The sequence below is a fragment of the Arsukibacterium sp. genome, assembly GCF_041616895.1.
In the GTDB taxonomy this organism is placed as follows: domain Bacteria; phylum Pseudomonadota; class Gammaproteobacteria; order Enterobacterales; family Alteromonadaceae; genus Alishewanella.
Window position 1 is genome coordinate 1 of record NZ_JBFJPY010000058.1, and the last position, 22,376, is coordinate 22,376.

General features: G+C 49.3%; 21 protein-coding genes. 13 read left to right on the forward strand and 8 right to left on the reverse strand.

Annotation, left to right across the window (positions count from 1 at the left end):
• Positions 1 to 128 precede the first annotated feature (128 nt).
• From coaBC to slmA, 3 genes are all read left to right on the forward strand, one after another.
• Positions 129 to 1,376 (forward strand): bifunctional phosphopantothenoylcysteine decarboxylase/phosphopantothenate--cysteine ligase CoaBC, encoded by a 1,248-nt coding sequence (gene coaBC, locus ABY802_RS10790; protein WP_372627041.1) that lies wholly within the window; start codon positions 129 to 131, stop codon positions 1,374 to 1,376.
• On the forward strand, positions 1,373 to 1,831 hold the full coding sequence (gene dut / locus ABY802_RS10795; protein WP_290619474.1) for a dUTP diphosphatase: 459 nt from the start codon (positions 1,373 to 1,375) through the stop codon (positions 1,829 to 1,831). The genes coaBC and dut overlap by 4 nt, the downstream gene beginning before the upstream one ends.
• Positions 1,832 to 2,159: 328 nt before the next feature.
• Positions 2,160 to 2,750 (forward strand): nucleoid occlusion factor SlmA, encoded by a 591-nt coding sequence (slmA, locus tag ABY802_RS10800; protein ID WP_372627042.1) that lies wholly within the window; start codon positions 2,160 to 2,162, stop codon positions 2,748 to 2,750.
• Between the two features lie 236 nt (positions 2,751 to 2,986).
• Here slmA and pyrE read toward each other — a convergent pair whose 3' ends face one another.
• Positions 2,987 to 3,637: an orotate phosphoribosyltransferase gene (pyrE, locus tag ABY802_RS10805; protein ID WP_372627043.1), complete on the reverse strand. Its 651-nt coding sequence runs from the start codon at positions 3,635 to 3,637 to the stop codon at positions 2,987 to 2,989.
• A 17-nt stretch (positions 3,638 to 3,654) separates the two neighbouring features.
• The gene (rph, locus tag ABY802_RS10810; RefSeq protein ID WP_097112337.1) at positions 3,655 to 4,368 is read right to left on the reverse strand and encodes a ribonuclease PH; all 714 of its coding nucleotides are present in this window, start codon (positions 4,366 to 4,368) and stop codon (positions 3,655 to 3,657) included.
• A 125-nt stretch (positions 4,369 to 4,493) separates the two neighbouring features.
• Between rph and ABY802_RS10815 the strand changes: the two genes are divergently transcribed.
• The 3 genes from ABY802_RS10815 to ABY802_RS10825 all read left to right on the forward strand — a co-directional run bounded on the left by ABY802_RS10815 (position 4,494) and on the right by ABY802_RS10825 (position 7,133).
• The gene (locus ABY802_RS10815) at positions 4,494 to 5,354 is read left to right on the forward strand and encodes a YicC/YloC family endoribonuclease (RefSeq protein WP_372627044.1); all 861 of its coding nucleotides are present in this window, start codon (positions 4,494 to 4,496) and stop codon (positions 5,352 to 5,354) included.
• 401 nt (positions 5,355 to 5,755) lie between these two features.
• Positions 5,756 to 6,160, forward strand: a complete 405-nt coding sequence (locus ABY802_RS10820; RefSeq protein ID WP_372627045.1) for a DUF6088 family protein — start codon at positions 5,756 to 5,758, stop codon at positions 6,158 to 6,160.
• Positions 6,141 to 7,133 carry a nucleotidyl transferase AbiEii/AbiGii toxin family protein gene (locus tag ABY802_RS10825; RefSeq protein ID WP_372627046.1) on the forward strand — a complete coding sequence of 331 codons (993 nt, stop codon included), beginning with the start codon at positions 6,141 to 6,143 and terminating at the stop codon, positions 7,131 to 7,133. The genes ABY802_RS10820 and ABY802_RS10825 overlap by 20 nt, the downstream gene beginning before the upstream one ends.
• Before the next feature lie 172 nt (positions 7,134 to 7,305).
• Here the strand turns inward: ABY802_RS10825 and ABY802_RS10830 are convergent, their stop codons facing one another.
• Together ABY802_RS10830 and ABY802_RS10835 are read right to left on the reverse strand one after the other, a co-directional pair.
• The gene (locus tag ABY802_RS10830; RefSeq protein ID WP_372627047.1) at positions 7,306 to 7,728 is read right to left on the reverse strand and encodes a BLUF domain-containing protein; all 423 of its coding nucleotides are present in this window, start codon (positions 7,726 to 7,728) and stop codon (positions 7,306 to 7,308) included.
• A gap of 84 nt (positions 7,729 to 7,812) precedes the next feature.
• The gene (locus ABY802_RS10835; RefSeq protein WP_372627048.1) at positions 7,813 to 10,773 is read right to left on the reverse strand and encodes a diguanylate cyclase; all 2,961 of its coding nucleotides are present in this window, start codon (positions 10,771 to 10,773) and stop codon (positions 7,813 to 7,815) included.
• 179 nt (positions 10,774 to 10,952) lie between these two features.
• Between ABY802_RS10835 and ABY802_RS10840 the strand changes: the two genes are divergently transcribed.
• From ABY802_RS10840 to recG, 7 genes are all read left to right on the forward strand, one after another.
• Positions 10,953 to 11,429: a DUF4442 domain-containing protein gene (locus ABY802_RS10840; protein ID WP_372627049.1), complete on the forward strand. Its 477-nt coding sequence runs from the start codon at positions 10,953 to 10,955 to the stop codon at positions 11,427 to 11,429.
• Positions 11,430 to 11,510: 81 nt separating this feature from the next.
• Positions 11,511 to 12,143, forward strand: coding sequence for a guanylate kinase (gene gmk, locus ABY802_RS10845; protein WP_372627050.1), 633 nt, complete (start codon positions 11,511 to 11,513; stop codon positions 12,141 to 12,143).
• 48 nt (positions 12,144 to 12,191) lie between these two features.
• On the forward strand, positions 12,192 to 12,467 hold the full coding sequence (gene rpoZ / locus ABY802_RS10850) for a DNA-directed RNA polymerase subunit omega (RefSeq protein ID WP_290610230.1): 276 nt from the start codon (positions 12,192 to 12,194) through the stop codon (positions 12,465 to 12,467).
• A 114-nt stretch (positions 12,468 to 12,581) separates the two neighbouring features.
• Positions 12,582 to 14,702 carry a bifunctional GTP diphosphokinase/guanosine-3',5'-bis pyrophosphate 3'-pyrophosphohydrolase gene (spoT, locus tag ABY802_RS10855; protein ID WP_372627051.1) on the forward strand — a complete coding sequence of 707 codons (2,121 nt, stop codon included), beginning with the start codon at positions 12,582 to 12,584 and terminating at the stop codon, positions 14,700 to 14,702.
• 5 nt (positions 14,703 to 14,707) lie between these two features.
• A complete protein-coding gene (locus ABY802_RS10860; protein ID WP_372627052.1) occupies positions 14,708 to 15,100 on the forward strand; it encodes a RidA family protein in 393 nt (130 codons plus the stop codon).
• On the forward strand, positions 15,100 to 15,963 hold the full coding sequence (locus ABY802_RS10865) for a substrate-binding periplasmic protein (RefSeq protein WP_372627053.1): 864 nt from the start codon (positions 15,100 to 15,102) through the stop codon (positions 15,961 to 15,963). The genes ABY802_RS10860 and ABY802_RS10865 overlap by 1 nt, the downstream gene beginning before the upstream one ends.
• A gap of 95 nt (positions 15,964 to 16,058) precedes the next feature.
• The gene (gene recG / locus ABY802_RS10870) at positions 16,059 to 18,155 is read left to right on the forward strand and encodes an ATP-dependent DNA helicase RecG (protein ID WP_372627054.1); all 2,097 of its coding nucleotides are present in this window, start codon (positions 16,059 to 16,061) and stop codon (positions 18,153 to 18,155) included.
• A gap of 31 nt (positions 18,156 to 18,186) precedes the next feature.
• Here the strand turns inward: recG and cysW are convergent, their stop codons facing one another.
• The 4 genes from cysW to ABY802_RS10890 are packed head-to-tail and all read right to left on the reverse strand — an operon-like array spanning position 18,187 to position 21,952.
• Positions 18,187 to 19,020, reverse strand: a complete 834-nt coding sequence (gene cysW, locus ABY802_RS10875; protein ID WP_372627055.1) for a sulfate/thiosulfate ABC transporter permease CysW — start codon at positions 19,018 to 19,020, stop codon at positions 18,187 to 18,189.
• Positions 19,017 to 19,862 (reverse strand): sulfate/thiosulfate ABC transporter permease CysT, encoded by an 846-nt coding sequence (cysT, locus tag ABY802_RS10880; protein WP_372627056.1) that lies wholly within the window; start codon positions 19,860 to 19,862, stop codon positions 19,017 to 19,019. Before cysT ends, cysW begins: the two co-directional genes overlap by 4 nt.
• A gap of 2 nt (positions 19,863 to 19,864) precedes the next feature.
• Complete coding sequence (cysP, locus tag ABY802_RS10885) at positions 19,865 to 20,869, reverse strand: thiosulfate ABC transporter substrate-binding protein CysP (protein WP_372627057.1); 1,005 nt, start codon at positions 20,867 to 20,869, stop codon at positions 19,865 to 19,867.
• An 18-nt stretch (positions 20,870 to 20,887) separates the two neighbouring features.
• Complete coding sequence (locus ABY802_RS10890; protein ID WP_372627058.1) at positions 20,888 to 21,952, reverse strand: sulfate/molybdate ABC transporter ATP-binding protein; 1,065 nt, start codon at positions 21,950 to 21,952, stop codon at positions 20,888 to 20,890.
• Between the last annotated feature and the right edge of the window lie 424 nt (positions 21,953 to 22,376).

Genomic DNA, 22,376 nt, shown 5'->3' on the forward strand with positions numbered 1-22,376 from the left:
GTTTTTCGCGCGGTCGTTCGGTTAATGGCCAGTCAGAAATTGCCATCTGAATCCCCCCTGAATTGATGCCGATTTTTACGTTCCGTGTTATCTTATGCCGATAATTTCAGGACCAGCTTTAGGTATTTATGCAGCAGACACTGGCAGCAAAACGTATTTTACTAGGCATTAGTGGCGGCATTGCCGCCTACAAAAGTGCCGACTTAGTCCGCCGCTTAAAAGAGCGGGGCGCCGAGGTCAGAGTGATCCTAACCGATGCTGCCCAGCAATTTATTACCCCGCTCACTTTGCAGGCCGTATCGGGTAACGCGGTTAGCACCAGTATGCTCGACCCGGCAGCAGAAGCCGCTATGGGGCATATTGAACTGGCAAAATGGGCTAACCTTATTGTGGTAGCACCTGCCTCGGCCGATGTTATCGCCAGACTGGCCCACGGTATGGCCAACGACTTACTCACCACCTGTGTACTGGCAACGGCAGCACCGGTGGCGGTAGCGCCTGCCATGAACCAGCAGATGTATAACAATATAGCTACTCAGCAAAACTTAGCAACATTAAAAAAACATAAATTTCACATTTATGGCCCGGGTGCCGGTGAGCAAGCCTGTGGTGACGTCGGTTACGGCCGCATGTTGGAACCGCTGGAGCTGGTTGCGCTAATTGAGCAAAGTATTGAGCAACCCCTGACACCAGCTACCCCGCTTACGGGAGTTAAGGTAACCATTACCGCCGGTCCTACCCGCGAGGCATTAGATCCGGTGCGTTACTTGTCTAACCATAGCTCTGGCAAAATGGGCTTTGCCTTAGCCGCCGCTGCCGCTGCCATGGGCGCTGATGTCACGCTAATCAGTGGCCCGGTGCAACTGACTGCCCCAGTAGGGGTTAAGCGGATAGATGTTATCAGCGCAGAGCAGATGCATGAGGCTGCATTAAAAGCGGCAGTGCAAAGCGATATTTTTATTGGCTGTGCTGCCGTTGCAGACTATCGCGCCGCCGAAGTGGCTACCAGTAAGCTGAAAAAGGGCAGTAGTGAGCAGCTGCAACTGACCTTAATTAAAAACCCCGATATTATCGCCGCTGTTGCCGGCCTGACAAAACAACGCCCTTTTACCGTGGGTTTTGCTGCAGAAACGGATGACGTTCTTGGCTATGCCCGGAAAAAGCTGACCAGCAAAAAACTGGATATGATTTGTGCCAACGATGTATCACAACCTGATGCTGGCTTTAACAGTGACCGCAATGCGGTAACACTGCTCTGGCAAGGTGGCGAGCAGATGCTTGAGTTACAGAGTAAAGCGGCACTGGCTTCCAGCCTTATCAAACTGATTTTTAAACAATTTTCTAATAAAAGCACAACGAGCGAAGCCAACAAATGAATAAAGCAATTGAGCTGAAGATCCTTGACCCCCGTATTGGTAACGAATTCCCGCTGCCGGCCTATGCCACACCGGGTTCCGCCGGCCTTGATTTACGGGCCTGTCTGGACCAGACCTTAACGCTGGAGCCAGGCCAGACGGTATTAATTCCAACCGGTATCTCGATTTTTATTGGTGATGCGAACTTATGCGCCACCATTTTACCGCGCTCTGGCCTTGGTCATAAACACGGTATTGTGCTCGGTAATCTGGTGGGGTTAATTGATTCTGATTATCAGGGACCGTTAATGGTGTCGATGTGGAACCGCGGAGCGCAAACGTTCAGCATTGAACCGGGCGATAGAATTGCCCAGTTAGTCTTTATGCCGGTAGTACAGGCTGAATTTAAGCTCGTTGATAGCTTTGATGCGTCTGAGCGCGGTGAAGGTGGCTTTGGTCATTCAGGTAAGAGTTAATTAGAAATATCCGGACAGCTCGGGAGGCCAGTGTGCGTTTTGAGCAGCGGCATGGATGCCGCACAGCCTGAAAGGGCACAGGGATGTGATCCTTGAAGGCGGCGAAAGACGCATACTGGCTGGACGAGCCTTACACCGCAGCTGGTCAACGCAACGGCATCCATGCCGCTGCTTCACAAGTATGTTGCCTTGTGGTTTCTTCGAGTTAGGGTTAGCCGTCTTTAAAAGCGGTGAAAGATGCATGCAAGCTGGACGAGCCTGCCACCGAACAGAGTGCAACCAGCTCTATTAGCAGCAAATACTTTATTAGTTATTTTCAGGAACAGCTATGTCAACACCGCGTCGCGGCAACAGAAAAGAAGATATTTTGCAGGCGTTAGCCGCCATGTTGCAAAGCAATAACGGTCAGCGCATTACTACGGCTGCTTTAGCAGAAAAGGTAGGCGTATCCGAAGCTGCACTGTATCGGCATTTTCCCAGCAAAGCCCGGATGTTTGAGGGTTTAATTGAATTTATTGAAGACACCCTGCTCTCCAGAATCAATAGCATTTCAGATGAACATAAAGATACCCAGAGCCGCATCGATCTGATGCTGCAGCTTATTCTGGTATTCGCCGAACGTAACCCGGGCTTTTGCCGCATTCTTACCGGTGATGCGCTGCAGGGTGAGCAGGAGCGCTTGCTGGAGCGGGTAGCCGCATTGTTTGAAAAACTGGAAACCCAATTTAAACAAACCTTGCGTGAGCGCAAGCTGCGTGAAGGTAAAGGCTTCAGTATTGACGAAGGCGAGCTGGCAAACTTACTACTGGCCTTGGTAGAGGGTAAAATAAGCCAATTTGTTCGTTCGGGCTTTAAACGCCTGCCAACCAACGCCTGGCAAAACCAGTGGGCGCTATTGCAGCAGGCGTTATTTAACTAAAAAAAACGCGGGGCAGGTTTTTTGGAATAGTGTTAAACAACGCAAGGCATCAGGTAACGCTTACTCCTCCGGCTTCAAGGATCACATCCCTGTGCCCCTTCAGCCTGCGCGGCATCCATGCCGCTGTTCCGTAAGCATTACCTGATACCTTGCAATACGGTGAGTCATCGAAAGCATTTCCTGACCCGGCACTCTGTAATCAGCGATCTACTGCCGGCCCTTCGGTCTGTAACTATCTAACTTATCTTCACACCATATTGTGCCCGATAAGCCTTAACCGCTTGCAGATGCTCGGCCATCTGCGGCTTGTCAGCTAAATAGCTGATAAGATCCGGCAGGCTGACAATAGCGACAACCTTAGTAGCAAAATCGCGCTCCACTTCCTGAATAGCCGATAACTCACCCTGACCACGTTCCTGTCGGTCCAGCGCAACCAGCACACCGCTAAGCTGTGCTCCCTGCGCCTGAATCAGCTGCATCGACTCGCGAATAGCGGTACCAGCAGTAATCACATCATCTACCAGCATAATCCGGCCCTTTAACGGCGAGCCAACTAAATTGCCGCCCTCGCCATGGGCTTTGGCCTCTTTGCGGTTAAAGCAGTAAGGAACATCACGGTTATGGTGATCTGCTAACGCCACTGCTGTAGTCGTCGCAATAGGTATACCTTTATAAGCCGGGCCAAACAGCACGTCGAATTCTATCGCCGCATCCTGCAGCGCTGCGGCATAAAACCGGCCCAGTTTTGCCAGGTCGCTACCGGTATTAAACAATCCGGCATTAAAAAAGTACGGGCTGGTACGGCCCGATTTCAGCGTAAACTGGCCAAACTTCAGTACCTGACGCGCCAGGGCAAATTCAATAAAATCACGTTGAAACTGCTTCATGGTTTACTGCCCTCTGCTTATGCCAATACCCGCTTTTGCTCTTCAATAATTTCCCGGATCGCGTGCCGACCCAAATCCATCATCTGCTGCATTTCATCAAAGCTGAAAGGCTCGGTTTCTGCCGTGCCCTGCACTTCAATAATTTTGCCGGTTTCAGTCATTACAATATTCATATCGGTTTCAGCGTTTGAGTCTTCAGCGTAATCTAAATCGGCTACCGGCGTACCTTTGTAAACCCCTACTGAAACCGCCGCCACCATATATTTTAACGGGTTGGTTTTAATAGTGCCTTTAGCGCGCATAAAATTCAGGGCATCGACCAGCGCCACGCAGGCCCCGGTAATAGAGGCAGTGCGGGTGCCGCCATCGGCTTGAATTACATCACAATCAATAGTAATGGTGTTTTCACCCAGCAGTTTTAAATCAACGGCAGTGCGCAAAGCCCGGCCAATAAGGCGCTGAATTTCCATGGTACGGCCACCTTGTTTACCACGCGCCGCTTCGCGGTCATTACGGGTATGCGTCGCCCGTGGCAACATACCGTACTCGGCCGTGACCCATCCTTTACCCTGACCTTTCATAAAGCGCGGCACGCCTTCTACCACACTGGCGGTACAAATTACCTTGGTATTACCAAACTCTACCAGCACTGAGCCTTCAGCATGAGCGGTAAACTGACGGGTAAAAGTAAGGGGACGGATCTGACTGGCGGTTCTGCCACTTGGACGCATAGCTGCACTCCTGAAATTAACGATGGCAGATATTATAGAGGCTAACGCTACTCAGAGCCATCAATTCGCCAAAATCGCTTATCCTGCGGTATACTCTGGTTTTATTTGTCGCCAGAGAGCCATTTATGATCCACAGCATGACCGCCTTCGCCCGCCACGAAATCAAAGCCAGCTGGGGTACTGCCCAGTGGGAAATCCGCTCAGTAAACCAGCGCTACCTGGAAAGCTATTTCCGGTTGCCAGAGCAATTTCGTGGTTTAGAAAGCCTGCTGCGCGACAAACTCCGTAACGCCCTGCAACGCGGCAAAATTGAAGTTAACCTGCGTTATATCGCTAATCAGGCCGCCGGCGAACTGGCTTTGAACGAAGAGTTTGCCAGCCAATTGCTACAAAAAGCAGAGAAATTGCTGCAAAAAGCACCGAATGCGCAACTGAATATTGCTGACATACTGCGCTGGCCGGGTGTAATGGAAACCCCAACCGAAGACTTAGACGCCCTGCAAGGCGAACTATTGGCAGGTTTCGACGCTGCCTTACAAGACTTCTTAGCTGGCCGTGGCCGCGAGGGGGATGCCATTGAAGGCATGATCCAGCAACGTTTAAGCGCCATTGGCGAGCAAGTGGCCTTTGTCCGCGGCCATTTACCACAAGCTATGCAATGGCAACGCGACCGTATTTTAAACCGCTTAAATGACATTAAAGCGGATATTGAACAAGGCCGCTTAGAGCAGGAAATGGCGTTTTTAGCCTCAAAATCTGACGTCGCCGAAGAGCTCGACCGCTTAGATGCGCACATTAAAGAAACCCGCCACACCCTGAAAAAAGGTGGAGCTTGCGGCAGGCGGCTGGATTTTATGATGCAGGAGTTTAACCGCGAAGCGAATACCTTGTCGTCTAAAGCTATCAGCACCGACATTACCAACGCTGCAGTAGAGCTTAAGGTGTTAATTGAGCAGATGCGCGAGCAGATCCAAAACGTAGAATAACGTTGCACAGCCACTTAAATAAAATAGCAGGTTCAACCACGAACCTGCTATTGCAAGATCACATACCTGGTACTTCTGCCCCAGCAGCGGTTTTCAGCAGGCACCCTATCTCAACCAACTGGACCAAATGCTGGTTGGCCGTCGCCTAGCTTACCTTGTTGAGGTGAATACATTAGCTAATCCACTCATTCAGTGAGGTGAATAGCAAGGCTAATAACCTCAGTAAACGCAATTAGGGTTGGGTTGTTAACTAACACTAATCAGGCAAATTCAACTGAATTTGATTCTTCGCCAAAGTATTATTGATAGTTGGAAAATTGACATTTAAATGTCGTATTTTTGCATTTGATAAATGTCGTATTTTTGCATATGCTATGACCATTCTTTGCAGGAGGTATCAGATGACGATACAAGACAGACTACTAACCAGAGTGAAGCGCTCTAAGCGTTCTGTTTTCCTGCGTTCTGATTTTGCTGATATCGCTGATTATGATCAAGTTGGCCGTGGTCTCAGAAGCTTGGTGCAAGAGGGCTTGCTGCTGAAAATTGGCTATGGCCTCTATGTGCGTGCCAGGGTCAACCGCATAACTGGTCAGTTAATGCCTGACAATCCTGCGGGTAACGATGGGGTGCTGATTGAGGCGATGGAAAGGTTAGGTGTTGACTATCAGCTAGATAGCTTGTCTCTTAAAAGTTTGTCGGGCGAAAGCACCCAAATTCCGGCAAGTGTCAAAATTATTTCAAAGAGTTCGCGCTTTACCCGCAAGATTGCGGTAGGGAAACAGCGTGTCAACGAAATTCGATAGCTCACTTTCTGTAGATGTTGCCAATGCCTTAGGACTTGGCAACCCTGCTATTGTTGAAAAAGACTATTATGTCGTGCAACTGCTTCAGCACATATCCACGCTTGAATTTGAGTATCACCAAATCGTGTTCTCTGGCGGAACAGCACTCGCAAAGTCAGCTATCAAAACGTATCGCATGTCTGAAGATATTGATCTGAAGCTCGTCCCCAAGCCAGCCTTTTCTGAACTTGCCTCTAAAAACGCGAAGAGAAATGCACGCAAGGTTGCTAAACAGCTGGTTGAGGCAGCACTGGGGCAAAGTAAAATATTCTCTATTGAGGCAGCACCTACAGTGTTAGATGAATACAGATACTTTAGCTTCGATATCCGTTACCCACAGGAATACCAGCAAGCCCCCTGCCTTCGCCCATTTATCAAGTTAGAATTTATCGAATCTGAATTGCTTAGCGTGGCTGAGAGCCGGAGTATCCAGTCTATTTACGCGAAAATGTTGAACTCTGATGTAGAGATTAAGCAATTATCTTGTGCTGTTATTCTTGAGACGCAAGCAGAAAAGTTACTTTCAATGATGCGAAGGACGGCCAGTGTTGCTCGAAATATCGCACGTGATGATGATGAAACTTTAGTCAGGCATATCTACGATACTTACCATATGCAGCTTGCCCAACCTTCAGATATCAATCAACTGGGCTCACTGGTAGCAAAGGCCATAAAAATCGATGTTGAGCGATATGGCAATCAACATTCACAGATGGTTGACTCCCCCATAGACGAATTGCGCTTTGGATTGCAACTCTTAATAGATGACCCAAAGTTCGTTCAGCGATATAACAGTTATGTTAGCCCCATGGTGTATGCCGACAACCCTGTTCAGTGGCAAGACGCATTGGCGGTTTTTGTGAAGTTGGCTAATGACGTATTGGATTATGTTGAGCAACAATTTGATGACCCGCTTTCGAATGTAAGCAGTTAATGAGTATTTAAAGCGAACAAAAAGTGGTGGGTAAAATGGTGAGTAAGAACAAAAAAATACAGCCACTAAACCAACTAAATAACTGATTAATATGATCATGTAAAAAGCAATCAATTAACAAATTCCAAACGTCGAATAAGCGCTTCTCTGACAGACCAGCAAGTTCAGGCCGCTACTTCAATGCCAGTTTAAACCAGTCCAGTTGGCTTTTTGAAACTGTACTGGCACGGCCTATCATATTTAGCACTGCTATCAGGTCCTGATTTTCTTGGCTATCTAACAGCTTTTTTACTCCAAGGCTCCAATGGGAGAAATCGCGTTGTTTAATCGGCGTCCTGAGTAACACCCTGGCATTCGTGTGGCGTGGATCAAGGCAGATACTGTCGTACAGCGCATCAACCACGGTTGCCTCACCCTCCAGATACTGTAGAAAATAATGTTCTGTATATAACAAAGCGCCGGTAATATTACGCCGGTTATTATTGGGCTCGGCACGACACTTTATTTTAGCTATCGCGTTGTCATCTGTATCGGCGCAACGCTCGCTGATATACACCAGCTGAATTTCATCTTTAGGTAACACACTCGTCGTCATGGCGCGTGTCCTCAAACTTTACTGACTCTGTTATAACGCCAGTCCTGCTGCGAAGCAATGCTATAACTGGCTATTACTCGCATACTAGGCTTCAGTAAGTTGTTTACCCCGATTGGCTAACAGCCATTTCCTTTCCAGCAACTCTTCAAGGTCAGCTTTTACATCGACGCTGCTTAAGCTGGCAGGTGCCTTTGGGCCAGCTTGCAGCAGCATATGCCCTGCCCGGCCAGTATTTTTAATTTTATACAGGGCAGCATCTGCTAAATACAAACTGTATTGCCAATCCCAGTCTGTTGGCTGAATGATGGCGCCAATTGAGCAGGTAATCGTCACAGGAGCACCTAATTGTTGCTGCCAGGGATAGTTATGCACCAACTGTTGCAGACGCTCGATATAATGATGTACCTCGCAGCTTTGTTCCAGCACCAGCAAAAACTCTTCGCCACCCCAACGGATTAAATGATCATTACTACGGCTGTGCTGCTGCAAAATAGTGGCAAAATGCTTTAAAACACTGTCACCCAGTTGATGCCCGTATTGATCGTTAATTCGTTTAAAGTGATCTAAATCCAATAAAATCCAGGTCAGTGGCTGTTGATTACGCTGAGCACGGGCCAGCATTGCATCAATATTTACATCCAGATAATGGCGGTTATGCAATTCAGTTAACGCATCTTGCATACTCATTTCCTGCAGCTTTTGATTTGCCAGATACAATTGCTGCGTGCGCTGTGTAACCTGTCGGCTTAACTCTTCACGGGCGTTCGCCAGCGACGCCAACCGTAAACGATACACCAGCCAGATCAACATGATAAACAGTGTCAGTAACAGTAAGCGCGCCGTTATGGTTTCATACCAATGAGGTTTCAGCACAATATCCATAGCGGCGGCATCACTCCAGCGGTAATCACCGGCAATTTTTACCTGCACCTGAAACCGATAGTCTCCCGGCGGCAAATTGGTGTAAAACGCCTCTCGCCGGCTACCGGCGTCAATCCAGTCTTGCTCATAACCTTCAAGCTTGTAGCGGGTATCGATAGAAGAGGCCTGATAATAGTAGGGCGCACTAAAACGAAAGTGCCAGTCACGTTGCTGTGGCGAGAGCGTGGCAGAATCGCCATCAAACTGCTGATTGAGCGCAGTCAAACTTTCTATTACTGGTATAGGTACTGCAGCATAACTATTAAGCCTGTCTAAGCGCAGGGCAATAATGCCGTCGAGGGTCGGGAACCATATCCGGCCCTGGTGCACCAGACCTTTATTACTGCCAGCGCCATTGCAACAGCGGTGTGAATCTGTCACGGCCTCGGGTTGACGATCGTCAACCAGCATATACAACTTATTTACTTTTCCCTGCAGCAGCGCCGGATAATCCAGACGGTAAAACCCTTCAAAATTGCTAATCACCAGCTTGTCGTTGACCAGGGATGCATGCATAACGCCATTGCCCGGCAAACCACTTTGCTGGTTAAAATGTTGCCAGTTACCCGGTTTTCCCAGTAAAAACCCCTGATCAAAACTGCCTACCAGCATATTACCATCAGCAAACTCCTCCAGCACCGAGATAAACTTGCCCGCCAGAGGTATATCAAGCACGGGGCTAAACACTCCCTCGCTGCTTCGCAGATATAAACCAGACTCGGTACCAACCCACAGCCGCCCTGCACTGTCAGGTAATATTGCTCTGATACTCAATTCTGTTATTGGCGCCGATAGCCCCTGCTGGTTCAGTTTGCCCCGCTCTACTTTATACAAGCCACCATTGCTCCCCACCCAAATACGCTGCTGCTCTGTCGCAAGGGTGGTGATCAATAAATGGGCGGTTTGTGGAAAATTTTTCTGCCAGGCCAGCGTATTATTATCCAGTAAGCTTAAGCCGGCCCGGGTGCCGACCCACAAATTATCCTGCTGCTGCAGCATACTGTAAACAAAGAGGCTGGGTAATTGCTGATTAGCCAGTAACGGCTGAAACTGACCGTCTTTTAATAAAGCCATACCCTGACTGGTACCTACCATCAGATGGCGCTGCCAGGGCATTACCGCCCAACTATAAGGGTCAGGTAACCCCTCAGACGTACTGTAGCGCTCGGTAAGGGCTGAGCGCAAACGCATCACGCCATGAGTACGGCTGCCCAACCAGATATTCTGATGTTGGTCCTCTAACATGCTTTCGACCCAGCTAAAAGGCTGGCCTGAAATGCGTGGCAGCGGCACCTGAGTCACCTGGCCAGACTTAATCTGATACAAACCCTCCACTGTAGATAGCCATATCTGCCGCTGTTGATCCAGATACAACAATTCAATACGACTACCCGGCGATGAGCCTGGCAATTCCAGTGTCTGCCAGCGACCTTGCTGCCATAAATACAGGCCATTGTTGGTACCGACGTAAACCATATTGTTCCTGACCACCAGTTCCGTAACCTGAATAGCCTCAGTCGCATCAGGTGCCGGGTACCAGCGATACTGTTGTGACTGGTAGCGGCCAAAACCATCCTGGCCACCTACCCATAAAATATCGTCCTGCGAATACAACTGAAAAACAGCGGTTTGATGCTCAGAAACTTTAACTAACTGATTGTTATGCCATTGATATAACTGGTCAGCGCCAATAAAAAAACGACCGTCAGGCAGTTCTGCAAAACTGCTGATCATACCCATTTCAAAGGAGGCGGCATCCACAGCGGTAAACTCGCCATTAGCAAAATAACTTAAGCCGTTGACGGTGCCAATCCACAGCCGTTTATTGCTGTCCAGATATAACGTGGTTACTAAATTGGATAATATTTCTGGGGTGTTGGCAGTGTTAAAAACGGTAAACTGATGACCATCAAAACGGGCAAGACCACCCTGAGTACCCAGCCAAATATAGCCTTGCTCATCTTGCGCCATGGCGGTGACCGACACCTGCGGCAGCCCGGCTTCTACTGACCAGCCACGATATAAGGTAGAGGGATCACCCTGCATACCAGGCATGGCCTGCAAACAGACACTGACAGCCAACAGCATCGAAAACAACATTGCCATAGCAACATATCTGACCACGCTGTTGGCTCCTTGCTTTGTTTACACTTTGACAATAGCGGTTACTTTACTAAAAAGCCTTTGCCAATTTTGATTAAAAACTGACGAGTGGCTGATATTTCGCTCTTAGCGGTCAGGTTGCACTATTGGTCTTACCAGTGCTAAGCTCGGCAAACTATCCGAAACTGAAAAGGCTTATCATGTCTTTGTTTAAAGCTAACCTGGGTTTACGGTTGTTTGCCTGGCGCTATATCCCGTTAATTGGCTTCTGCTCACCTAAAATTGTTCGGATGGACGACAGCACGCTGGAAGTGACCATGCCCCATAGTTGGCGCACCAAAAACCACTTGGGCAGTGTTTATTTTGGCGCTCTGGCGATCGGTGCCGATCTCGCCGGGGCCTTTCTGGTGTTTTCTAAAGCCAAAGCACGTGGTATCAATGCTAATTTTGCCTTTAAAGACGTGCAAGGGCAGTTCTTAAAGCGCCCGGAAGCCAAAGTTCACTTTACCAGCGAAGATGGTGGCGTCATCGACCAAATGCTGGACGAGTCTCTGGCCAGCGGCGAGCGGGTAAACAAGCCGGTAAAAGTGACCGTTACCTGCCCCAGCCTGCATGGTACTGAGCCGATGGCCACGTTTACTCTGACGCTATCTATTAAAGCCAAAGCGAAACGTTAACTGCATTGTTTGCACCCAGGCAGTGTACAGTCTAAAATTGCGCTTTAAGTGTCTGGCCTGTGGCCGCAGTCGAGTGTAGCAATGCAAGAACTCAGTGGTAATTTGTTTATTGTCTCTGCCCCCAGTGGTGCGGGTAAATCATCCCTTATCAACGCCTTGTTAAAAAACCACTCTGACATGCAAGTCAGCGTGTCGCATACCACCCGCCAGCCCAGGCCCGGAGAACTAGACGGTATTCATTATCACTTTATCAGTGTTGAGCAGTTTAAACAGCGGATAGCTGCCAACGAATTTCTGGAGTGGGCTGAAGTTTTTGGCAATTTTTACGGTACCTCTCGCAGCGCTATTATTGCCAACCTACGCCAGGGTATCGATGTATTTCTGGATATTGACTGGCAGGGCGCCCGACAAATTCGGCAGCAGGCACCGGGTACCCTGGGCATTTTTATTTTGCCACCCAGCATGGCCGCACTGCAGCAACGCTTAGTGCAGCGAGGGCAAGACAGCGATGAGGTTATCGCCAAAAGAATGGCTCAGGCACAAAGCGAAATGCAACACGCCGATGAGTACGAGTATCTTATTATCAATGATGATTTTGAGCAGGCATTACGGGAACTCAATCACATCGTCTTAAGCCAGCGCAACAGCTTATCATCGCAGCAAAGCCGACACCGCGCGTTGATGCAACAACTGTTGGCGAAACCAGCAAAATAGCGTAAACTATGCGGTCTTGTAATATACCTGAACACTCCGGAGTGGCGAATGGCTCGCGTAACAGTTGAAGATGCAGTAGATAAAATTGGTAACCGTTTCGATTTAATTCTGGTTGCGGCCCGTCGTGCCCGCCAACTGGCAGTTGAAGGCAAAGAGTCTATGGTTGATCGCGAAAACGATAAACCTACCGTAGTGGCCCTACGCGAAATTGAACAAGGTTTTATTACCAACAGCATTCTTGATGAACAGGAAAAGCGCGACCAGATGCAGCAAGAGGCTACTGAAATGGCCGCCGTTGCTGCAATTATCGGTTCTGATCAGTAAAAACCTGCCAAACATTGCCAGCGGCGCTTTAGCCGTTGGCATCTGCGTGTTTTAGACGTATATTCTTAACTAACCAGCGTAACGAAGTGTAGCTGACGAAGTTTGGGAGCGTTTGTGTATTTATTTGAAGGCCTGAAAAATCAAATATCCGCCTATCTGCCTGCAGAACAGGTTAGTCTGGTGCAGCAGGCCTATGTTGTTGCGCGCGATGCGCATGCCCCGCAAACCCGTTCCAGTGGTGAACCTTACATTACCCACCCGGTAGCAGTAACCAGTATTTTGGCTGAAATGCGGATGGATCATGAAACATTGATGGCGGCATTGCTGCACGATGTGATTGAAGACACCGAATATAGCAAAGAAGATTTAGCAAGGCTGTTTGGCGATACCGTAGCCGAACTGGTGCAAGGGGTAAGCAAGCTCGATAAAGTAAAGTTTAAAGATTATCAGGAGTTTGAAGCTACCAATCTGCAAAAAATGTTTATGGCCATGACCCAGGACATCCGGGTTATTTTGATAAAACTGGCCGACCGCACCCACAATATGCGCACCCTTGGTGCACTTCGCCCTGAAAAACGCCGACGTATCGCTAAAGAAACCCTGGAGCTGTATGCACCTATCGCTAACCGCCTGGGTATTCACAACATTAAAAACGAGCTGGAAGACTTAGGCTTTCAGGCCTTGTACCCTATGCGCTACCGGGCACTGGGCAGCGCAGTCAAACTGGCCCGCGGCAACCGGCGCGAACTGCTGGAAAAAGTACAGAATGAAATTCGCAGCCGGATCAGCGACGCTGATATTGAAGCCGATGTCAGTGGCCGGGAAAAACATTTGTACAGTATCTACCGCAAGATGAAAAACAAAGAGCTGATGTTCAATGATGTAATGGACATCTATGCGTTTCGGGTGGTAGTGAATTCGATTGATAATTGCTATCGCATTCTGGGTCTGGTCCACAACCTGTATAAGCCGATTGAGATCCGCTTTAAAGACTACATTGCCATCCCCAAACAAAATGGCTATCAGTCGTTGCACACCTCGTTAATCGGTCCACATGGTATTCCGGTCGAAATTCAGATGCGCACCCGCGAAATGGATGAAATGGCCGACAAAGGTATTGCCGCGCACTGGATGTACAAGTCAAACGGTGAGCATAAAGATACCACCGCGCAAATCCGGGCCCATCGCTGGATGCAAAGCCTGCTGGAACTACAGCAAAGTGCGGGTACCAGCTACGAATTTGTCGAGAATGTGAAATCGGAATTGTATCCGGAAGAGCTGTACGTCTTTACCCCCAAAGGTAAAATTATTGAATTACCCATTGGCGCTACTGCGGTAGATTTTGCCTATGCGGTGCATACCGATGTCGGTAACCGCTGTGTCGGTGCCAAAGTCGACCGTCGTCCTTATTCGCTCAGCAAAACCCTGGAAACCGGTCAGACCATCGAAATCATAACCAGTCCCGGTGGCAAACCCAACGCCAACTGGCTTAACTATGTTGTCACCAGCCGGGCGATACTTGGCATTCGCAATTATTTAAAACGCCAGCAGCAAAACGAAGCGATCAGTCTGGGCAAACGCTTGCTCACCTCGGCGCTGGGTGAAGTTAAGCTGGAAGACATTGCCGTCGATCGCATTGAGCAAGTGCTTAAAAATGTTCATCAGCAATCGTTTGATGCCTTGTGTAGTGAGATTGGCCTGGGCAATCAGTTGCCAGTAGCCATAGCCCGGCGCTTGCTGGGTGAATTTGAAGCCGATGACACCAGTGGCAAAAACAGCTCGCCGTTACCGAAAAGCAACGCCTTTATTGTCGGTTCTGAAGGTATGCTGGTTACCTTTGCCAAGTGTTGCCGGCCGATACCCGGGGATGAAATTGTGGCAAATGCAACGCCGGGTAAAGGCTTAAATGTGCACCGCAGTGACTGTCGGAATATTAAAGGCTGGGAACGCGATCCCGCGAAATTTTTTGCCATTCGCTGGGATAATACCAGCGACAAACAATTTTTATGTGATATCCGGGTATTTATTATCAATCGCCAGGGGGTACTGGCGAAGTTAACCACTCTACTCGCGACCCAAAACTCGAATATTCAGGACTTGGTTACCGACGATAGAGACACCGGTGAATACGTAATTAAAATTACCCTGTCAGTAAAGGACAGGGTGCATCTGGCCAATGTTATGCGAAAAATCCGCGTGTTGCCTGATGTTCAAAAAGTTTACAGAAGGAAATAAATTCTATGTCAAAAGTCATTATCCGCACTGAAGCCGCTCCGGCTGCAATTGGCACATACAGCCAGGCGGTAAAAATTGGTACCACGGTGTATTTATCAGGCCAGATCCCGCTGGTGCCTGCCAGCATGCAAATGGTATCAGAAGACTTCGCCGAACAAACGCATCAGGTTTTTAAAAACCTGGCAGCCGTGTGCGACGCTGCCGGTGGCACCTTAAATAACATGGCTAAACTGAATATTTTTCTGGTTGACCTTGGCCAGTTCGCCACCGTTAACGAGGTAATGAGTCAATACTTTGCCGAACCCTATCCGGCCAGAGCAGCAGTGCAGATTAGCGCCTTGCCACGCGGCGCTCAAATTGAGATAGACGGTATAATGGAAGTGCCATCTACCCACTAATGAATAAAAAAACCGTTTTACTCAGCATCATTTTTGCCAGCCTGTGGTTACCGCTGCAGGCTACTTTGGCTGTGCCAGAGACGGTTGCTGAGCAAACGGCAGAACCGAGAGCACCTGTTCTTCCGGTCGCCGCCAAGCCGAAACTGACCTGGTGCCTGGATCATTTTCCGTATTTTCATGAATATGATGCCACTGATACCCCTACCGGCCCTTCTGTCGACTTAATGCAGGAGCTGGCCAAACGGGTTGGTTTTGAGCTTAATTTTACGCCACGCACTAACCTGGCCCGATGTTTAAAATTGATGGAACAGGGCAAAGTCGATTTAATGAGCAACCTGAAGTTCAGTGAGCAGCGCAATCAGTATATGGTGCTGTTGCCTTACAGAAATAATATTGCAGAGAGTTTATTTTTAAGACTAAACGATGAGCGGCTGATCCAAAGCCAGGCGCAGTTGCGGGGTCTTACCCTGGCAACTTTGCGTCATTTTTTGTATAACCCCGCTACCATGGTATTAATCGCTGAGGAGTCACGCCATATTGCCCAGGTTGACAGTATTGAAATAGGCCTGGAAATGCTGTTGCGTAACCGCATCGATGGTCTGGTGGCGCCAACAATTAGTACTACCGAGGCCATTAACGCCGCCAGTTCCTATCAGCATCGTTTTAAAATTGCGCCCTTAGATTTCAGCGGCACTACGCCGAATAATATTCATCTGGCAATTGCCCGAAACAGCCCGAATAAAGCGCTGATACCCATGCTGCAGCAACATCTGCAAGCCATGATTGATGATGGCACAGTAGCACGACTTATTCGAAACCCAGAGAACCGTACCGACGTAAAAGAGCTGAAACTTCAGCAATAGTCACCAAATATTCACACGCCCTAAGCAAATGCTTTGCCTGTGCCCTTTCCCGGTTTACACTAAAACCATCCGCCAACTGTAGTTAAGAGAGCCCTTTGCCGCATACCCGACTGGATAGCCTCAGCATCAGCCTGCTCAAAGGCGTGGGCGCTAAAGTGGCGCAGCGCCTGGAAAAGCTCGGTATTGCCAGCGTGCAGGATTTACTGTTTCATTTGCCGCTGCGCTACGAAGACCGTACCCGAATTTATGCCATCGCCGATCTTATGCCCGCCACCCACGCCACTGTAATCGCTGAGGTTATCAGTAGCGATATTCAGTTTGGTAAAAGGCGCAGCTGGCTGGTCAAAGTCGCCGATGGTAGCGGGTTTTTAACCTGCCGCTTTTTTCATTTTAGTGCGGCCCAGAAAAATGCGGTAACCCCAGGGGTGAAGCTGCGCTTGTTTGGTGAAGTAAAACGTGGACCGCGTGGCATTGAAATGCTGCATCCGGAATACCGGGTGGTGCAGGAAGAACACCTCGTGCAGGTGGCTGAAACCCTGACCCCGGTCTATCCCACAACCGAAGGCATAAAACAGGCAAGCTGGCGCAAGCTAACCGACACCGCGCTGGAGTATTTACAACGCTATGCCCCGGTTGAATACCTCAGTGCAACGTTGCTCAGCTCGCCCTGGTCACTGGCCGATGCGCTGGCTTATATCCACCGGCCGCCACCAGATGCAGAGCTTAGCCTGCTGGACCAGGGGCGCCACCCGGCACAGCAACGGTTAATTCTGGAAGAATTGGTTGCTCAGCAGCTAAGCATGTATCAGCTACGCAGCCACAGCCAGCAACAACACGCGGTGGCATTGACACAACAGCCAGCGTTAACCCGGAAATTTTTGGCAAGTTTACCCTTTCAGCTGACAGGCGCTCAGCAGCGGGTCGTGGCTGAATTACAACAAGATTTAGCCAGGCCATTGCCCATGCTACGGCTGGTACAAGGCGACGTTGGCTCTGGCAAAACCCTGGTCGCCGCCCTGGCAGCGCTAAGCGCGATTGCCCAGGGCTATCAGGTGGCATTAATGGCGCCAACCGAATTACTGGCAGAGCAGCATGCGGCCAATTTTACAAACTGGTTTAGTCCGCTGGGTATTGATGTCGCCTGGCTGGGCGGTAAAACCAAAGGCAAGGCCCGGGACGATACCCTGGCACAACTTGCCGATGGCAGGGCCCAGATGGTGCTGGGAACCCATGCCTTGTTTCAGCAAAGTGTCACATTTTGTAAACTGGCACTGATTATTATTGACGAGCAGCACCGCTTCGGGGTGCACCAGCGGCTAGCCCTGCGCGAAAAAAGTGGTATGGCCGGCGTGTTTCCCCATCAGCTGGTGATGACAGCCACTCCCATTCCCCGTACGCTGGCGATGACCGCCTACGCCGATCTCGATACCTCGGTTATCGACGAGCTGCCGCCGGGACGCACCCCCGTTACCACGGTGGCCATTCCCGATAGCCGGCGCCAGGAGATTATCGAACGGGTCCGTAATGGCGTACTGCAGGATCAACGCCAGGTGTACTGGGTATGCACCCTTATTGAGGAGTCCGAGGTACTGCAATGCCAGGCCGCTGAAGATACCGCCGCCAGCCTGACTGCTGCGTTACCAGATCTAGCGGTAGCACTGGTACATGGCCGCTTAAAAAGCGCTGAAAAACAAGATATTATGGCGCGCTTTAGCCGTGGCGACATTGACTTACTGGTCGCCACCACGGTAATAGAAGTGGGGGTGGACGTACCCAATGCCAGTTTAATGATTATTGAAAATCCCGAACGGCTGGGTCTGGCACAACTGCATCAGCTAAGGGGCCGGGTTGGCCGTGGTAGTGCGGTGTCACATTGCGTATTGCTGTACCATGCGCCATTGTCTAAAACGGCCCAGGCGCGCCTGGCCGTGCTGCGTGACAGTAATGACGGCTTTATTATTGCCCAGCGCGATTTGGAAATACGGGGCCCGGGTGAACTGCTCGGCACCCGTCAAACCGGATTACTGCAGTTTAAGATTGCCGATATCAGTCGCGACGCCGAACTTATTCCCCATGCCCGCCAATTGGCGGCACAACTGTGGCAGCAGGGGCAGCAGCGAAACGATCTGACCCCCTGCCAGCAGCTTATCCGCCGCTGGCTGGCCAACAAGGACATTTACGGCAATGCCTGACAAAAAACTCCGAAGCAGGTGATTCGCTTAATTACATCTCTTTTTGGTTAGCAAGCTTCCACTGCAAAAACGCCTTTAGCACAAGTGTAGCTATGGCTATTAACGTCAGTAATGCAGCGGCGATAAAAGCACCGGCGGTATTGTAATCTTGCTGCAACAGCTCGATATGTAGCGGCAAAGTGTTTGTTTGGCCGCGAATAGTACCGGATACCACTGACACCGCACCAAACTCACCTACCGCGCGGGCATTTGTTAAAATAACGCCATACAACAGCGCCCAGCGAATATTCGGTAACGTGATGTGCCAAAACACCTGCCAGCCGCTAGCCCCCAACAACACAGCAGCTTCTTCTTGTTCGGTTCCCAGCGCCGACATTAGCGGCACCAATTCACGCACTACAAATGGGCAGGAGACGAATACCGTGACCATCACCAGGCCGGGCCAGGCAAACATCAGCTGCACATCGTGTTGATCCAGTAAGCTGGCAAAAGGACCATTGCTGCCATACAGCAACAGATACAGTAGACCGGCAACCACCGGTGATACTGCAAACGGAATATCAATCAGGGTTAACAGCAGTTGCCTGCCGGGAAAGCTAAAGCGGGTAACACACCACGCAATAAGCGTTCCGAATATCAGGTTTATTGGTACCGTTAACCCAGCTACCAGCAGGGTTAGACCAATCGCATGCAGCATGTCAGGCTCTGCCAGGTTGCGCCAGACCCCACCAATACCGGCGGAAAATGCTGCCGCAAAAATAAAGACCAGTGGCACAACCAGCAACAGCAGCGTAAGTACCGCCCCCGTACTGATTAATAGCGGCCGCAACCAGCGCTGGTGGCTGTTTAATATGGTTCGGCTCATTTTGGCCCACCGGTAATGTGTTGATAACGTTGCTGTATACCGTTAATGATAAACAACAATACTAACGACACCAATAACACCACACTGGCAATCGCTGCCGCGGCTGCATAGTCAAACTCCTGCAGACGGACAAAAATCATCAGTGAGGTCACTTCGGTTTGCCACGGTAAATTGCCAGCGATAAAAATAACTGCGCCAAATTCACCAAGGCTACGGGTAAAGGCCAACGCGGTGCCGGTAAGCAGCGCCGGCTTTATTTCCGGCAAGATAACTTTAAAAAAGGTTTGTAACGGGCTGGCACCCAACGTAGCCGACGCTTCTTCATACTCTGGCCCAAACTCTTCCAATACCGGTTGCACTGTGCGCACCACAAAAGGCACGCTGGTAAACGTCATGGCAAGCACAATACCGAGCCAGGTGTAAGACACTTTAATATCCCACAATGCCAGGTACTGACCGAACCAGCCCTGGGTAGAAAATACCGCAGCAAGGGTTAACCCAGCTACAGCAGTAGGCAAGGCAAAGGGTAAGTCCATTAAACCGTCAAGCAACACACGGCCCGCAAAGCGATAGCGGGTTAGTATCCACGCCATTAATAAACCAAAAAACAGATTGAAAACACTCGCTACGGCAGCAGCAGAAGCAGTGACTTTGTAAGAAGCCACCACTCGCGGATCGCTGATTATCGTCCAGTACTGCGCCCAGCTTAATTCAGCGGTTTGCACAACTAAACCGCTAATAGGCAGTAAGATAACCAGACTGATAAAAAACAAACTGCTTCCCAGGCTAATGCCAAAGCCCGGCAGCACCCGTTTGCTGTTATTGCTGCGATAAAATGTCACGATTAACGTTTGCCTTGCGCAAGTAATTTATCCAGTAAGCCACCGCTGGCAAAATGTTGCTGCTGTACCTGCTCCCAGTCACCAAAAACCTGCTCTACGGTAAATAATGTTGTCTCCGGAAACTGTGCTTTTGTTTCTGCAACCACCTCCGGGTTATGTACCCGGTAAAAGTAGCGCGCCAACACCTGCTGCGCTTCTTTACTGTAAAGGTATTGCAAATAGGCTTTAGCCTCTTTCTCTGTACCGTTACGCGCTACATTGCGATCGATCCAGGCTACCGGAAACTCTGCCAGAACATTGGTTGGTGGCACGACACGCTCAAATTGCTGCTCTGGATACTGGCGCATAATATTGTTAACTTCAGACTCAAACGTAATTAATACATCACCCAGTTCACGGTCAACAAACGACGTCGTCGCGCCGCGACCGCCAGTATCAAACACCACTACGCGGCTTAAAAAAGTTTGTAACCACTGCTGCGCTTTCTGCTCGTTATTATCAAAGCGTGCCAACGCATCGCCATAAGCACCCAGATAGGTATAACGGGCATTACCGGACGTTTTTGGGTTAGGGAATACCAAGCCAACGCCGTCTTTGGTTAAATCTGCCCAGCTACTGATTTGCTTAGGGTTACCTTTGCGGACTAAAAACGCCATAGTGGAATAGTATGGCGAGCTGTTATTGTCCAGGCGGTCGCGCCAGTTAGCGGGCAGTAAATTACCGCGTGTATGCAAAATATCAATGTCAGTGCTTTGGTTAAACGTCACCACATCGGCGCGCAAACCTTGAATAATCGCCTGTGCCTGGCGCGATGAGCCACCGTGTGATTGGTTAATGCTCAGCGTTTCACCACTTTGCTGCTTATAATGTTCGATAAACAACGGATTAATTTCAGCGAATAATTCCCGCGCAATGTCATAACTGCTGTTTAACAGCTCTTTGCCAGCCAATGGCGTAGCCAGCATAGCAGTCAGTAGCGTCAGTGCCAGTGTGGTTGCTCTTTTCATCAAAGGTATTCCTTTTAACTAAATGCCTTCTCCCAGGAAGACTTTGCTATAACGAGGCTGGATCCAGGCAATATCACCCTGTGCCAGCTGTAATTGTTTAAACTGCTCTTTGGGCAATTCAATATGAATAAGTTGCTGGTCGGTTACCGTAAGCACTTCCAATCGCGCTGCCGGGCCCACTATTGTTACTAGGTCCAGCCTGACTTTTAAGCCATCGCTCAGCGGCGCTTTAAAAACATCAATTTCATGCGGTCTTACATAAGCAAAACCTTCCTGCTCTTCACCGTTGGTATGCTCAGGAGAGGCCACCTGCACCTTGCCAATCGTTGCCTGGCCTTGTTTTATCCTTGCACGAAACAAATTTACATTACCCAGAAACTCATACACAAAAGGGTTAGCCGGGTTGTCATACACCTGCTCCGGTGTACCGTCCTGCTCGATCGCCCCCTTGTTCATAACAACAATACGATCGGCTACTTCCAGCGCTTCTTCCTGATCATGGGTCACAAACACACTGGTAACATGAATTTCGTCATGCAACCGACGCAACCAGCGGCGCAACTCTGCTCGCACCTTTGCATCTAATGCGCCAAAAGGCTCGTCTAACAGCAACACTTTAGGCTCAACCGCCAAAGCACGAGCCAATGCGATACGCTGGCGCTGGCCACCAGACAATTGCGCCGGAAAACGGTCTGCTGTCCAATCAAGCTGTACCAGTTGCAGTAGGTTGTTCACCTTTTTGGCGATTTCAGCCTTACGCAGTCGGAATTTTTTTGGTTTTACCGTTAAACCATAAGCAACGTTTTCAAACACCGTCATATGCTTAAACAGTGCATAATGTTGAAATACAAAGCCAACGCCGCGCTCAGACACATGCTGACCGGTAATATCTTCGTCGTTGAAACAGATGCGGCCGTTATCGGCCTGCTCCAATCCGGCAATAATGCGTAATAAGGTTGTTTTGCCAGAACCCGACGGCCCCAGCAATGCGGTTAACTCACCGGTTTTTATCTGCAGGTTAACGTTATCTACTGCGGCAAAATCACCGAAACGCTTAGTTACCTGCTCAATACTGATACTCATATCACTTTGGCCCCGGCTGCTGCGCACCAGATACTTACTACAGAAAAATAAGTTACGGTTTTCTGGCCGCAATAAATAGATTTTAATAAGTCATAATAAGCGCAACTAAAATAACTAATAAATAGCTAATATAGATTTCATATATCTAAAATGAATATGCAAGCAATTCAGGCGGCGCGTTATATTCAACCTGATGAATGACCATGTTGAAATAAGCTGCATTACAGTACACTGCTCTCATGTTAAGCCTCGCAGGATATAAAAATGTCAGTTTTAACCCCACACCAGCTACGTCAACAATGCCGCACTGGTGCGTTTAGCGGCCATACCTCCGGCTTTGCAGCAGGTTTTGTTCAGGCCAATATGGCCATTTTACCCCGCCAGTACGCAGCCGATTTTTTACAGTTTTGCCATTTTAACCCCA

Coding starts and splice junctions, on each gene's coding strand:
- ABY802_RS10820 (WP_372627045.1), top strand. CDS start 5,756: ATGACGATACAAGACAGACTACTAACCAGAGTGAAGCGCTCTAAGCGT.
- dut (WP_290619474.1), top strand. CDS start 1,373: ATGAATAAAGCAATTGAGCTGAAGATCCTTGACCCCCGTATTGGTAAC.
- gmk (WP_372627050.1), top strand. CDS start 11,511: ATGCAAGAACTCAGTGGTAATTTGTTTATTGTCTCTGCCCCCAGTGGT.
- ABY802_RS10830 (WP_372627047.1), bottom strand. CDS start 7,728: ATGACGACGAGTGTGTTACCTAAAGATGAAATTCAGCTGGTGTATATC.
- ABY802_RS10865 (WP_372627053.1), top strand. CDS start 15,100: ATGAATAAAAAAACCGTTTTACTCAGCATCATTTTTGCCAGCCTGTGG.
- ABY802_RS10840 (WP_372627049.1), top strand. CDS start 10,953: ATGTCTTTGTTTAAAGCTAACCTGGGTTTACGGTTGTTTGCCTGGCGC.
- pyrE (WP_372627043.1), bottom strand. CDS start 3,637: ATGAAGCAGTTTCAACGTGATTTTATTGAATTTGCCCTGGCGCGTCAG.
- ABY802_RS10890 (WP_372627058.1), bottom strand. CDS start 21,952: ATGAGTATCAGTATTGAGCAGGTAACTAAGCGTTTCGGTGATTTTGCC.
- cysP (WP_372627057.1), bottom strand. CDS start 20,869: ATGAAAAGAGCAACCACACTGGCACTGACGCTACTGACTGCTATGCTG.
- coaBC (WP_372627041.1), top strand. CDS start 129: ATGCAGCAGACACTGGCAGCAAAACGTATTTTACTAGGCATTAGTGGC.
- slmA (WP_372627042.1), top strand. CDS start 2,160: ATGTCAACACCGCGTCGCGGCAACAGAAAAGAAGATATTTTGCAGGCG.
- ABY802_RS10815 (WP_372627044.1), top strand. CDS start 4,494: ATGATCCACAGCATGACCGCCTTCGCCCGCCACGAAATCAAAGCCAGC.
- cysW (WP_372627055.1), bottom strand. CDS start 19,020: ATGAGCCGAACCATATTAAACAGCCACCAGCGCTGGTTGCGGCCGCTA.
- rph (WP_097112337.1), bottom strand. CDS start 4,368: ATGCGTCCAAGTGGCAGAACCGCCAGTCAGATCCGTCCCCTTACTTTT.
- ABY802_RS10860 (WP_372627052.1), top strand. CDS start 14,708: ATGTCAAAAGTCATTATCCGCACTGAAGCCGCTCCGGCTGCAATTGGC.
- rpoZ (WP_290610230.1), top strand. CDS start 12,192: ATGGCTCGCGTAACAGTTGAAGATGCAGTAGATAAAATTGGTAACCGT.